Source organism: Bradyrhizobium genosp. L (assembly GCF_015624485.1).
Taxonomy (GTDB): domain Bacteria; phylum Pseudomonadota; class Alphaproteobacteria; order Rhizobiales; family Xanthobacteraceae; genus Bradyrhizobium.
This window is the reverse complement of sequence record NZ_CP061378.1, coordinates 1,595,133-1,608,100: the sequence shown is the minus strand read 5'-3', so window position 1 is coordinate 1,608,100 and position 12,968 is coordinate 1,595,133. Positions and strand designations below refer to the sequence as shown.

General features: G+C 64.2%; 9 protein-coding genes. 3 read left to right on the top strand and 6 right to left on the bottom strand.

Annotated features, from left to right (window positions below; genetic code table 11):
- Window positions 1-2: 2 nt before the first annotated feature.
- The 4 genes from IC762_RS07525 to IC762_RS07510 form a co-directional block, all read right to left on the bottom strand.
- The gene (locus tag IC762_RS07525) at window positions 3-1,223 is read right to left on the bottom strand and encodes an MFS transporter (protein WP_246801612.1); all 1,221 of its coding nucleotides are present in this window, start codon (window positions 1,221-1,223) and stop codon (window positions 3-5) included.
- A gap of 157 nt (window positions 1,224-1,380) precedes the next feature.
- Entirely contained in the window at window positions 1,381-2,406 is a 1,026-nt protein-coding gene (locus IC762_RS07520) for a glycoside hydrolase family 5 protein (RefSeq protein WP_433995899.1), read from the bottom strand.
- A complete protein-coding gene (locus tag IC762_RS07515; RefSeq protein ID WP_195788173.1) occupies window positions 2,400-3,686 on the bottom strand; it encodes an O-antigen ligase family protein in 1,287 nt (428 codons plus the stop codon). The genes IC762_RS07520 and IC762_RS07515 overlap by 7 nt, the downstream gene beginning before the upstream one ends.
- Window positions 3,687-3,773: 87 nt before the next feature.
- A complete protein-coding gene (locus tag IC762_RS07510) occupies window positions 3,774-4,589 on the bottom strand; it encodes a WecB/TagA/CpsF family glycosyltransferase (RefSeq protein WP_195788171.1) in 816 nt (271 codons plus the stop codon).
- 540 nt (window positions 4,590-5,129) lie between these two features.
- Here IC762_RS07510 and IC762_RS07505 point away from each other — a divergent pair.
- Window positions 5,130-6,266 (top strand): GNAT family N-acetyltransferase, encoded by a 1,137-nt coding sequence (locus tag IC762_RS07505; RefSeq protein ID WP_195788169.1) that lies wholly within the window; start codon window positions 5,130-5,132, stop codon window positions 6,264-6,266.
- 67 nt (window positions 6,267-6,333) lie between these two features.
- Here IC762_RS07505 and IC762_RS07500 read toward each other — a convergent pair whose 3' ends face one another.
- Window positions 6,334-7,590, bottom strand: a complete 1,257-nt coding sequence (locus tag IC762_RS07500; protein WP_195788167.1) for an FAD-dependent oxidoreductase — start codon at window positions 7,588-7,590, stop codon at window positions 6,334-6,336.
- Window positions 7,591-8,063: 473 nt separating this feature from the next.
- On the opposite strand from IC762_RS07500, the gene IC762_RS07495 reads away from it, so the two are divergent.
- Window positions 8,064-9,410 (top strand): lipopolysaccharide biosynthesis protein, encoded by a 1,347-nt coding sequence (locus tag IC762_RS07495; RefSeq protein WP_195788165.1) that lies wholly within the window; start codon window positions 8,064-8,066, stop codon window positions 9,408-9,410.
- A 4-nt stretch (window positions 9,411-9,414) separates the two neighbouring features.
- Here IC762_RS07495 and IC762_RS07490 read toward each other — a convergent pair whose 3' ends face one another.
- The gene (locus IC762_RS07490; protein WP_195788163.1) at window positions 9,415-11,487 is read right to left on the bottom strand and encodes a GumC family protein; all 2,073 of its coding nucleotides are present in this window, start codon (window positions 11,485-11,487) and stop codon (window positions 9,415-9,417) included.
- Window positions 11,488-11,774: 287 nt separating this feature from the next.
- Here IC762_RS07490 and IC762_RS07485 point away from each other — a divergent pair, with 287 nt between their 5' ends.
- A complete protein-coding gene (locus IC762_RS07485; RefSeq protein ID WP_246801465.1) occupies window positions 11,775-12,965 on the top strand; it encodes a glycosyltransferase family 4 protein in 1,191 nt (396 codons plus the stop codon).
- Window positions 12,966-12,968: the final 3 nt, after the last annotated feature.

Sequence of the window (12,968 nt, the reverse complement as noted above, 5' to 3'; positions counted from 1 at the left end):
GCTTACGCTTCACCCGTCTTGACCGGCGCGGTCTCGGGCATCAGGCTCATGGCGAGGATGCCGACCGCTGCCGCGAGCAGCAGATACCAGGACGGCGCCAGCGGATCCCCGGTCACGTGCAGCAGCCATGTGACCACGAGCTGCGCGGTGCCGCCGAAGGTCGCGATCGCAACCGCATAGATCGTCGCGAACACGCCGCCGCGGATGTTCTGCGGCAGCGCCTCGGTGAAGGCGGCGTAGAATGCGGTGAACGGCAGCGATCCGATGAACGACAGGATGCCGAAGCCGAACAGCAGCGACCATGCGCCCGGCGACTGCACGATCCACAGGAACGCCGGATAGGTCAGCACCAGCACGACGAGCTGCGGCCAGATCATGATCGGCTTGCGCCCGAGGCGGTCGGCGAGCCAGCCGCCGAGCACGGCGCCGATGATCTGCAGGCCGTTGCTGACCAGCGACACGGTGAACGCCAGCGACTGCGACACGTGCAGCGTGGTCTTGGCGTAAGTCGTCATGTACTGCGTGACATAGGTCGAGATCGTGCCGCTGGCCAGGATCATCACGGCCAGCACGATCACGCGCAGATGCCGGCGCGCCAGCACGACATGGCTCGCGCTTTCCACCGGCCCGGCAGCGTGCTCGCCATGCGCGATCGTCTCCGGCAAGGTGCGGCGCATCCAGATGCCGAACGGCAGGCAGACCGCGCCGATCAGGAAGGCGACGCGCCAGCCGTACGATTGCAGCGCCTCGGGCGCCATCGTGCTGCTCAGGATGACGCCGACCAGCGCGCCCGTGGTCGCCGCGATCTCCTGGCTGGCCGGCTGCCACGCCACCACCAGCCCGCGATCCCGGGGCGCTGCGATCTCGATCAGATAGGCCGTGGTCGGCCCGACCTCGCCGCCAAGCGCAAATCCCTGCACCATCCGCGCCAGGATCACGATGATCGGCGCCACCACCCCGATCGATGCATAGGAGGGTGTCAGCGCGATGGTCAGGATCGCGCAGCCCATCAGTGCGAAGCTCAGCAGCATCGCCGGCCGGCGCCCGACCCGATCGGAGAAGATACCGAGCACCACGCCGCCGATCGGCCGGGTCAGGAAACCGGCGCCGAACGTCGCCAGCGACAGCATCAGGCTGCCGTATTCGCTCTGCGCCGGGAAGAAGGTGTGGCCGATTTCGGTCGCGAAGAAGCTGTAGGTGATGAAGTCGTAGAACTCCAGCATGTTGCCGATGGTCGCCGCAAAGGCTGCGCGTTTGACGTCAAGCCCGTCTTTGCTCGCAATATCGGACAACGATCTTGATTCCCTGTGCGCCTGCCTCCGCGGAGTATCATTGCTCCGGCCGCGTTAGGCAAGGCACCGACGGCAGCGCGTGCTGCGTTCAGTGCGTGGCAGGGATGAGCGCGCGCAGGATATCCGGTTTCCAGCTCTGGCGGTCGCTGTCGAACGCGGAAAAATCGTGATCGAACTGCCAGAAGGCCCACGGCCAGCCGAATTTTTCCGCGCGTCTCGCCATGAATGACAGGTATCTTGCGCGGCTGTCCGCAGGTGCACGCTCGTAGACGCCGAACTCGCCGAGATAGATCGGACGCTTTTCGCGCTCCGACCAGGCCCGGACCTTGTCGAAATCGGCGGCCGCCCTGGCCTCATCCTCGGCCGAGCCCCAGGGCAGCGGTCCGATCTTCGAAAACTTCCGGGACCAAGGCGCTCCCTGGTGCGTGAATTCCAGAGGCGCGTAATAGTGGAACGTGACGATGATGTTCCGGTCATCGGCCGGCAAGATCAAGTCGTCGATCGGCATCTCGTCGACATTCAGCACCGCAGCAATGACGCTGCGCACCGGATTGGTGCCACGGATGATACCGAGACACTGGCCGAGCAGCGCGTTCCACTGCGCGGACGACATGTGTCCTCCCGGCTCGTTCAAGACCTCGAAGATCAACCCGGGATACTTTCCGGCATACCGTGCGCCGACCTGGTGCCAGAACGAGGTCAGTTTCACGGTGCATGTCGAAACGTCGCGCTGGCACAGGTCGGTGTCGTGCTCGTCGAGAATAGGAATCAGCTTCTTCGCGAGCACCGTTTCGATCACGCTATCGAGACGCTTCAGAACGGCCTCGTCGACGACGTTCGCTGCACCCATGTGCCTGAAGGCGAAGAAGTTGATCCGGACATGCGAGAAGCCGGCGTCACGGATGGCATCGAAATTCTCCAGGCGGAACGGCGCATTCGGATAGCCGTCCCAGATTCCGTCATAGCCAAGGATGTTGATGCCGCGTCCCAACGCCGCCGCGTCGGCTGATGCGCCCTGCCCGGCCGCATCAGCCGGCGACGCGAGCACGATGGTGAGGACTGCTGGAATCAGATGGCCAATGGCTCGTCGCCAACGCGCACGAACGGTCATGATTGCAGCTCCGGTTCACGATAGTCCGACGGCGGCACCGGCCGGCAAATTGCGAGAAAGAACGCGACGAACAGCACCGACGTGAACATCGTCGAGCGCAGAAAGGTCGTCTCGGTGAAGTTGGTCTGGCAATTGAGGAAGACGAAAGCGATGATCAGCGCGCAATGCAGCCGGTCGATGGCCTGCGCTGCGATCAGATGCAGCACCTTGTAGGAGAGCAGCACGATGCTCGTCGTGAACAGGAGATAGCCGAGGAAGCCGGTCTCGATCAGGACGGCGATATAGCCGTTGTGGTAATTGTCGAGCACCCAGCCGTGGTTCTGCTCGAAATAGTCGTAGATCGCCGGATTGGTCCAGAACCCGTTGATGCCGAATCCGAGCAGCGGCGCATCGTCGAAATGGCCGATGGCATACTGCCAGATGAAAGTGCGCTCGGTGAAGTCGATCGTCGCGTCGCCGACATGGATCGAATCGTAGCCGGTCACGTAGAAATAGGAGATCAGGAGCGCTGCCGCGACGCACATGACACAGGGCAGCACCGCATAGATCTGCATGCACCGGACCGACCACAGCGAGGTCAGGACCAGCGCGCAGGCCACCAGCGCCAGCGCGCCGGCGCCGCGCGATCCGGACAGCAGCACGCAGGCCGACGCCAGCAGGAACATGACAAGGAACGACAGCCATCCCTGGCCGGTGATCTTCCGATAGCACGCGAAGAACATCAGGTAGGCACCGACGAAGCCGAGCGTCTGCTTCGATTCGTAGACACCCTGCCATTGCCCCTTGTGCATCCAGCTCTGGTCGACGCCGATGTCGGGAAACAGCACCGCACACAGCGCCGACGCCGCGGCCAGGATGAAGAGGCCGTGCGACGTCGATTTCACGATGTCATCGATGCTGACGCGGGTGATCAGGCAGAACGCGCCGAGCGTGGTCATGGCGAGCGCCGCAGCCTTCATGAACGCCTCGGCGCTCATATTGGCCCAGAACACGGAGATGGTGGCGAAGCCGTAGAACGCGACGATCGAGAGCGTATCGAGATTGAACGCCAGCCGCAGCCGGGGGCGGATGAACAGGCTGGCGTAGATCAACACGCCCCACATCAGGAGGGCGACCATCTGCTGGACCAGGGTCAATGCCGGCGGCAACAGTGTCGTGTTGAAGAGCCCCATCGACATGACGACGTTGAGGGTGACGGACCAATTGATGATGGTTCGCGTGAACGTTCCCGCCTCGACGTCGGGCGCTTGCCAGATCGTGCCGTCGAGCGCGCGCCCATCCATCCCAGTTCGTGCTCCTTGATCTCGCGAGCTTCGTAAGACGCAGTTAATTATTCGCTACGCCATACTGGCCGGTATTTAGTTCGCCGCTCAGTCCCGCTTGGTGAGCGAGGACCGGGTCTGGTTGAACAGCAGATAGAGCGCGCGCGGATTGGTGGTCAGATAGCGCCAGAACAGCCGGCGCGGCTCGAGCCAGATGCGCCAGGCCCATTCCAGACCCATGTCTTGCATCCATTGCGGCGCGCGCGGCCGGCTTCCCGAGAGGAAGTTGAACAGCCCGCCCGAGGTCTTGATGACGCCGACATTGCACAGCCGCGGCATGAATTCCTCGACGAAGGCCTGCTCATAGGGCACGCCGAGCGCGACCCAGAGGATGTCGGGCGCCAGCAAGTTGATCTCGTCGACCTTGGACCTCAGCGCGTCGCCGCGCAGGTAGCCATGGCACCGGCCGACGATCTTCAGTCCGGGATAGGCGCGGCGGACATTGACGACCGCCGCCTCGTTCTCCGCCTCGTCCGCGCCGAACAAATAGAAGGTCAAGCCGAGTTCCTCGGCCTTGCGGGCGACGACGTGGAACAGGTCGGTGGTCGCAACGCGCTCGGGAAGCGGCTTCGACGACCTCAGGCGGGATATCATGACCAACGGCTGTCCGTCGGCATTGATCAGGTCGGCGGCGCGGAACAGCTTGTCGGTCACCGGCTCGGTCGAGCAGCGCGACAGCACCTCGCCGTTGGCCGAGGTCAGATAGAGCGGCCGGCGCAGGCGCCGCTGCGGATGCACCATGTCGATCATGAAGTTCGCAGTTTGCTCGAGGTCGAGCACGGCGAGCCGCAGCCCGCCCACCGAGGCGCGCGCGATGCCGGCGGTTGCGGCACGGCCAAGTGGATTGATGCGACGTTCGCGCATGCCGGCCGCCTCGCCAAACCCCGCTGACCGGGTTGGCACATCAGACGACGGCTTCGGCTGCGAGGCGCGCGAGGTGTTGCAAATCCGGACAGGCGGAGCATCGGTGCCCGAATTGATACGCCCGTTCGGCTCGCGATCGTATCGCGAGGGCGAAATTGCGTAGGAAACGCGGGCCTTTTGATTGTGAATCAGCATCTCACCAAGGGCTCCCATACTTGCGAGCCCTGAATTGCAATATCCGGTCCGGCCATCGCGTGCCGCGCGGGCGGTTAAGCATGTGGTTAAAGGAGCGTTAACGACGCGCAACAATGCGACGAAAACAGCCGACTGACATCTTAGCCGGACAGGCGTACGCGCAATCAGCGGGTCTTCCTTCCCCGGATGGACGCGACGGCTGGTCAGCAATACTGCGTAAACATCAGTGCAGTCTATTAATACAAATCGCATTGCACCGCTGCCCGGTTGGCCCGGCTCTTGCTATAATTGGAACACGCCGGCTTGACCGGTGCTTTTTTGGAACTGCCGGCTGTTTGGTCTCACATGAATCAGCACGATGACGCGTTCGATGTCTGTATCGACGACGCATTCGATTTCTTGTCTGAAGAATATGCGGACCTGTTCGAAGGCTCTGACGCTACTGCCTTCCAGCATCCGCTGTGGCTGGACAGCCTGTATCGCAAGCTTGCTCCCGCCATGGCCGCGAAGCCGCTGATCGTCCTGGTTCGCCGCCGCGCGACCGGAGCGCTGGCAGCGGTGCTGCCGTTGCTGCGGGTACGGCGCGGGCCGATGCGCACGATCGAGTTCGCGGATCTCCGTGTCTCCGACTATCTGGCCCCGGTTTGCGCGGTCAACACATTCGCCGACCTGCTCCGCGACAAGGCTGCCTGCGCCAGGCTTCGCGAGCTTCTCAAACCGTTCGACCTGTTGCGCATCCCCAAGCTGCTCGACGCAAGGATGCCGATCGAAAACCTGCTGGGCGCGCCGCGCCGCGCCGCGATGGATACCAATGCCTATGCGACGATGCTGGTCGCGCCGTTCGAGCAGTGGCAGGCCAATGCGCTGGGGAAGTCGTATCAGAAGGAACTCGCCAAGAAGTGGCGCCAGATCCACAAGAAGGGCGATCTGAAGTTCGCATGCTGCGACGACAGCGACTCGATCCGCGAAGCCATGGAGACGATGAAGAAGTTCCGCGGGCCGCGGTTCCAGGAGGACGGTGACGGCGACCTGCTGCAGCGTCCGGAATATTTCGACTTCTATTCCGACGTGGCGCTCCGCGGCCTCGGCTCCTTCGTCCGGCTCTATACCATGAAGATGGACGGCAACGTGATCGCGACCGCGCTGGGGCTGGCGCACTGTGACAGCCTGCTCGTCATCATGACCGCGTTCGACATCGAAGGCTACAAGAGCCAGTCGATCGGCGCGTTGACGTTCGAAAGCGTCGCCCGGGATTGTATCGCGCGCGGCGATCAAATCCTGGACTTCACCATCGGTGACGAACCGTACAAGAAGCAGTTCGGCGGACAACCGACGCCGGTTTCCGTCGTGACACAGGCTGGTAGCGCCGCCGGTTCGGTCGCCTTGTTCGCGCTGAAGCAAGCGCCCTGGATCAAGCAGGCGGCCAAGAAGGTGGCCGATCTCAGGCTGCCGCCGATCCGCACCTCGACCGGCACGCGCTAGGCGCCCGAAGAAAGCTCGTCCAAACAAAGCTGAAGCGCCGTTCCGATTCCATCTGAACGGGAAAGTGCTAGCGCAGCGCGCCGCGGAGGCGCGAGACCCAGCCCGGATGAATCCGGTCCACCCGATATGTGATCATGCGGCGCAGAAAGTGCAGCCTCCGGCGGACATGCCACTTCGCTTCGGTGTTCGACGTCATGGCTTGCCGGAAGCGGGCCATCTGCAGCGAGTGACGGTCGGCGGCGAGCTTGTCGTGGTCGGAATAGAACTGCGCAATCTTCTCGGTGCTCATGCCTGATGTCGCGAGCCAACGCGGCACGTGGTCGGTGCAGAGCCGCTCGACATCGACCAGCAGGCGGCTGACGCCGGTTCCGGCGGCCGGGCAGTTGGTCTGGAATGCATCGCCGATCAGGACGATGCCCGGCTGCAGATGGCCTTCCGCCACCGACAGATCCATCACCCAGTTCTGCACCTGGCCGACGATCTGGAAATCTCCGAGATAGGATTGCAGCCCGGGCATCAGGCGCAACAGCGTCCGCCTGGTGTCGCGGCGCAGCTCGCGCATGATCGGATCGTTCGGGTCGCGGAACATGAACAGGTTTGCCCGCATGCCCGACGAGACCGGAAACAGGCTGAGATAATCGACGCCGTCGGACGTCCGCTCGCCATAGCAGGTCAGCGCCTCGAAATCGAACGGCGCGTTGTCGGGACGAGCAATCGTGAATCCGAACGAGACCGAATGGCGCGGCGCGATCATCCGCCGCTTGATCCCGAGATTGAACGCGAGCGCGCCGGCCATGCCCGTCGCCAGGATGACCAGCCGTGACGAAACGCGCTTTCCGGAAGCCAGCGTCAGGTGCTGGCGATCGTTGCTGCAGCTGACATTGTTCACCTGGTCGATCAGGAGGCCGTCCTGATCGGGGGTCAGGCCGCGCGCCATCGCCACCAGATCGGAATAGAGCAGGCCATAGGCCCGGCCGACGCTGACGTCGACGAGCTTGCCATCCTTGATGTTCAGGACGCGATCGTAGGGCGACGCGACGGCCTCGACGTCGGCCATGAAGCCAAGCCGGCGGAAGATGTCGACCTGCCGACCGCCGATCTTCTCGACGCGGAATTCATCCGGCGGAACCACGCGCTTGTCGATCAGGGCAACGCGGTATCCGGCCCGCACGAGGATCGCCCGCGCAAGCGATCCCGCCAGCCCGGCGCCGATGATGGCGACGTCCGTTTCGATGACCTCGGTCCCTGCTCTGGCCTCTGCTTGGGCCTCATCTTGGGCCTCGTCCGTGACGATCGGCCGTATCGTATTTTCGTCGACGATCATGGTGTCAGCTCCGGCTGCTGGCAGCGGAACTGCAATTTCCTTGCCCATCGTCGACGTCCGCCGTGCGAGCGCGATGGGTTCGGCAATCGAGGTTAACGGCAATATCTGGACAACGACTGACAAGGTCCCGGCACATGCCTTGCACCGCAAGCGCCATGGAAATCGATGACTCACGCCCGGCGACAGGATGGACGGCCATTTGCGGCGAGGCCTCGCGCGCGATGCGCCGATCCGGCGTCGTCCGCACGGTTGCACGCATCTCGACGAAAGGAATGCGGCTGCGTCGTTTGGAGACAGCAAGGACGGCTGCGTTTCAGAATGGCGCAGGGTCGTGTATCGGTCCGATCTCGCATCTTCGCGGTGCCGGAGCGGCCCCGGACCAACGGAATCTTAGCAACCGCTCATTAACACTTCGGGCTCCGCCGAGTGTTACGTTCAACCGCCTGACAGGATAGCGAGAAGTCCACGTCTTCATGTTTGCCTCTCTGCTCCAATTGATGCGGCGTGATGTGACGCGCGGCGTTGCCGGGACCATTCTGCTCAAGGTCGGCAGCGGGGGGCTTGCCTTTGCCCTGTTCTCGCTGGCCGCGCGCGCGATGTCGGCCGACGCGTTTGGTGATTTTGCAACGCTGCTTTCCATTGCCCAGATCGCATCGGTGGTGGGGTTGCTCGGCCAGGAGCTGCTGCTGGTTCGATTCCTCAACGAGTACCAGGTGCGCGGGCAGGCCGACCTCACCAAGGGCGTCCTGCTGTCGAGCCTGAAGATCTCCGCGATCGGCATGCTGATCTCGATCGCGGCGATCGCGGCCGTCGCGGTCGTCCGCGGCGAATGGTGGCTGCTGATCCTCTCGGTCTCGGCATTTGCCGCCGTCAATTCCGGGCTGATGCTCGGCAGCCAGATCGCGCGATCGCTGGTCAGCATCCTGATGGGGGAAGGCAACCGGGAATTCTTCTGGCGGGTTGCCGTCGTGCTGTTTCTGATCGCCGCGCTGTTCGGCCACCGGCAGCTCAGCCCCGCCGAGCTGTTCGCCGCGATGGCGATTGCAATGTCCGTCGGGCTGGCGGTGCAGGTCATTTCGATCGTGCGCGTGCTGCCGAACCTGCGCAACGTGACGGCGCGCGCCGAGACGTCGCGCTGGCGCTCGAGCGCATTCCGGTTCTGGCTCGCCTCGATCCTCGAGGCCGCCAATCAGTATTTCGACGTCATCCTGGTCTATTGGATGCTGGATCCCGCTACCGCCGGCGTCTATTTCGCGGCCTCGCGGCTGGCGAACCTGTTCGCCATGCTCTCGGCCGCGCTCTATACGTTCGGCGCGCGCCGGCTGCCGTCGCTGTATTTCAGCAAGAATCATCGCGAGCTCGAGCACACGCTGAAGCTGATGGCCGAGGTCACCGGGCTTTGCGTCGTCACTGGGCTCGTCATCATCTGGATCGGCGCTCCCACGCTGCTCGGCCTGTTCGGGCCGCATTTCGCCGCGCAGCAATGGGTGCTGATCGTGCTCGCGGTCGGGACGGCGTTTCAGGCGGCGGGCGGCCCGTCCGCGGCGGTGCTGCAACTGACCGGCCACGAGCGCGAATATGTTCCGGTCGTCGCTGCGAATGTGGTGTTGCGACTGGCCGGGTTCCTGGTGCTGATCCCCTGGCTCGGCGTGCTCGGTGCCGCGATCTCGGCCTCGGTTTCGCTGGCGCTGACCACCATCGCACTCAATGTGCTGTGCCGCCGGCGCACCGGCGTCGATCCTTCAGTGCTGGCGCTGTTCCACGTCTCGTCGCCCAAGACCGGCGGCTATGCAGTTCGTGGGGCAGACAGCAACGACTGACCGGTCAACTCGCCAGCGCCTCGCTTCGGGCGCCACGGGCCGCAGAGCTGACGGCCACGCGATTGACAACCAGCGCCGTCGGCATGGAGCCCGACCTGGACAGATCGGCTCTCGCCTTGCGGATCGCGGCGGGATCGGCGGCGCCGTCGCGAACCACCAGGATCACCAGGTCGGCATGGGCGGCCAGTGCCATCGCGTCCGGTTGCAAGGCGAAGGATGAGGCGTCGACGATGATCAGGCCGAAATCGGCGCGGATGTCGTCCGGCGGCAACGGCTGGGATTTCGTGCTGCCACCCAGCAACTCGACGACGGAGTGAATATCCGACTTGATGATGCCGGCACCCGGTGCGGGCGCAGCCGCGGCCCCGTTCGGCTCCATCTCGATCAGGACGCTGAGCGTCCCGTTCTTCACCGCCGCGCGATTGAGCGACCGCGCCACCGTGCTGCCGCCTGCACCCGCCTCGACCGACAGCAGCAGCGCGACCTTGCCGTGAGGTCCCGCAAGCTGCTCGATGTTCTCGACCAGGAGGTGCAGATGCGGGCTGAGATCCGGCTCGGCTGTCGGGGAGGCCGGATTCTGCCAGACCGTCCTGACCGCCGCCGGTGACGCCAGGTTCGGGACACGCGCCAGCACCGGCAGACCCGGCGGCAATGCGGGCTGCTGCGTGGGCTGCAGCGCCGGCGCCTCCGCACGACGAACCTTCGGCTCCGGCCTGACGGACGGCAGCTTCAGGCCGGGGATGGCGACGATGGCCGTCGAGGTCGCGAGCGAGATAAACGCCAGCGCGGCGAGCAGCAAAGGCAGCGGCGGAAGCGTCGAGCGCACCGGCGGCGTCGCCGCCGACGCGACCTTGGTCTGCGAGGCCTGCAACTGGCGCTGCTCGTCGGTCGCCTTGTAACGGGACAGGAACTGCTCGTAGATGTTCTTGTTGGCGTCGGCGTCGCGCTGCAGCTCCTGCAGCTTCACCAGGGCCTGGCCGTCGACCAGGATTTGCGATTCCGCCGCCTTCATCTGGTCCTCCAGCGCCTTCTGCTGGTCGCGCTGCGCGTCATATTCCGACTTGGCGGTGTCGATGCTCTTCTTGCGCTCGACCTCGATCTGCCGGTTGAGATCGTTCAACTGGCTGAGCGAGACCACCAGATCCGGATGGCGGTCGCCGAGCACCGCGCGCTTCTGTGCGATCTGGTCGTTCAACGTGGAACGCTGCGCGCGCAGCGTGCTCAGGAGATCCTGCTTCACCGGCCCTTCGACATTCGCCTTCAAGTCGCGTTGCGCCTGGTCGTAGCGGGTCTTGGCTTCCTCGGTGCGGGCGCGCGCGGCCGCGACCTGCAGGGTCAGGTCGGTGACGCGCAATTGCTGGGTGGTGGATTCCTTGCCGGCATTGACGATGCGGTGCTCGAGCTTGAAGGCGGCGACGGCGTCCTCCGACGCGCGCAGCCGGTCGTTCAATGTCTTGAGCCGGCCCTTCAGCCAGTCGGCCGCCTCGTCGGTCGCGACGCTGCGGGTGCCGCGCTGGTTGGCGACGATGGCCTCGGCCACCGCATTGGCATAGGCGGCGGCGCGTTGCGGATTGTTCGACGTGAACTTGATGGCGATAACATAGGTTAGTCCGCGCCGGGAAATGTCGAGACGGTTACGGAACCGTTCGAGCACGCGCATCGGCTCGGTCCTGCCGCCGGCGATATCGGCGTCATCGGCAACCTTGAGCTGATCGATCAGCGGCCGGAGAAAGCCGTCGGACTTGGCGATTTCGACGAGGCTTTGCAGCGCGGCGGTATCCTGGCCGATCCCCGGCAACACATCCTGGTCGGCGGTGACACGCTGCTCGCGCGGATCGACGACGACCAGCGCGGTTGCGGCGTACCGCACCGGGATCACCATCAGGGCGACGATACCGATTGCAAAGATGACGGCGGCGAGCATCAGGATGCGCTGGCCGTTCTCACGCAGAAAGGAAAGGACGCCGGACAGGCTCAGCACGCCTGTTGCGGCGTTGGCAGAGCCGGACGTGTCCCACGAGGCTGCGGGTTCCGTCGGACCGGACCGTTTCGGGCCTGCGCGGCCACCGAACATCATGGGTTTGAACTCGAATTCAACTGGCAACACCGTTCAGTGCCTGCTCCAGCGTAAATATCTATGGTTAATCCGCGGTTACCCCTCAGCGCCGTCGCCGTAACCAATTAGTTAACGAGCCAGTTGTATCCTGCCCGTGCGACAATCGCGCTTGCCTGCATCGAACGTCTGACGACTAAATGAGCAGTAACCTCAACTCGCGCTACCCGGTGTACGAGCGCCCTTCGCGTGCTATGGACGCGCGCAAAAATGAAGGAGGAAAATCCACTCCTTCAGCGGGTGAGGAATCCGTGCTCCATTACACGCCAAGCACAGAATTGCGCGAGGCATCGACCGCATCACGCGATCGACCGAACGAGAGCAAGCCGAAGCTGCGCATCGTCCTGGTGCAGACCCAGGCCGAGAACGCCGGCGCGCAGGAAATTTCGCGGCTGCTCGGCACCGGGCTGACCGCGCGCGGCTACCAGGTCTTCAACCTGTTCTTCTTCCGCAAATCGGACTCCTTCGACGAGCCGCCCAACACGTTCTATTGCGCGCCGAGCCGCCCCGGCAATCCGCTGGCTTTGCTGCGCATGCTGTGGACGCTCGCCGGTCATCTGAGAGCCATCAGGCCCGACGTGGTGCTGACCTTCCAGCATTTCGGCAATGTGATCGGCGGCGGCGTGTCGCGGCTCGTCAGCCGCGCGCCCGTCATCGCCAACCAGGTGTCGTCGGCGATGTCGATGAGCTGGCCGGTGCGGGCCGCCGACATCGTGATGGGCAGCACGGGCTTTTACCAGTGCATCACACTGAACTCGCAGGACATGGAGCGCGAATACGCACGGTATCCGGCGGCCTATCGCGCGCGCATGAAGCACGTCCCGCACGGCTTCGACGACAAGTCGCACAGCCTGACGAAGGACGTCGCGCGGCAACAGTTTGAGCTGCCGCCCGATCGGATCCTGCTCGGCTGCGCGGCAAGATTGCATCCGCACAAGCGGCTCGACGCCGCCATACGGCTGTTGACCCAAGATGCATCCTGGCACCTTGCGCTCGCCGGCCAGGGAGCGGACGAAGCGCGGTTGCGGGCGCTCGCGGATGAGCTCGGTGTCTCGGACCGGATGCACTTCATCGGCGAGATTCCGCCGCGCCGGATGGCGGATTTTCTCGCCTGCCTCGACGTCTTCGTGTTTCCGACGCAGGCCGAAACGTTTGGTCTTGCCGCCGTCGAGGCCGCCAGCGCGGGCATTCCCTGCGTGGTCAACGATCTTCCCGTTCTGCGCGAGGTGCTGTCCTTTGAAGGCAAGCCCGCCGCGCTCTTTGTCGATGCGTCGGATCAGGCCCAGTTCTCGGCCGCCGTTTCGCGAATCCTGACCGACAAGACTTTGAGCGACGCGCTGCGGCAAAGCGCCGTGGGCCTGACGTCGCGTTATTCGCTGGATGCCATGATAGAGGAATACGTCCGTATTCTCGGCAATGCCGCAGGAGCGGACGCGGACTAGGAA

Bases quoted from the DNA above. Each gene is read 5' to 3' on its own strand.
- IC762_RS07510 (WP_195788171.1), bottom strand. From the start codon at position 4,589: ATGCGCGAACGTCGCATCAATCCACTTGGCCGTGCCGCAACCGCCGGC.
- IC762_RS07500 (WP_195788167.1), bottom strand. From the start codon at position 7,590: ATGATCGTCGACGAAAATACGATACGGCCGATCGTCACGGACGAGGCC.
- IC762_RS07495 (WP_195788165.1), top strand. From the start codon at position 8,064: ATGTTTGCCTCTCTGCTCCAATTGATGCGGCGTGATGTGACGCGCGGC.
- IC762_RS07505 (WP_195788169.1), top strand. From the start codon at position 5,130: ATGAATCAGCACGATGACGCGTTCGATGTCTGTATCGACGACGCATTC.
- IC762_RS07525 (WP_246801612.1), bottom strand. From the start codon at position 1,223: ATGCTGGAGTTCTACGACTTCATCACCTACAGCTTCTTCGCGACCGAA.
- IC762_RS07515 (WP_195788173.1), bottom strand. From the start codon at position 3,686: ATGGATGGGCGCGCGCTCGACGGCACGATCTGGCAAGCGCCCGACGTC.
- IC762_RS07490 (WP_195788163.1), bottom strand. From the start codon at position 11,487: ATGATGTTCGGTGGCCGCGCAGGCCCGAAACGGTCCGGTCCGACGGAA.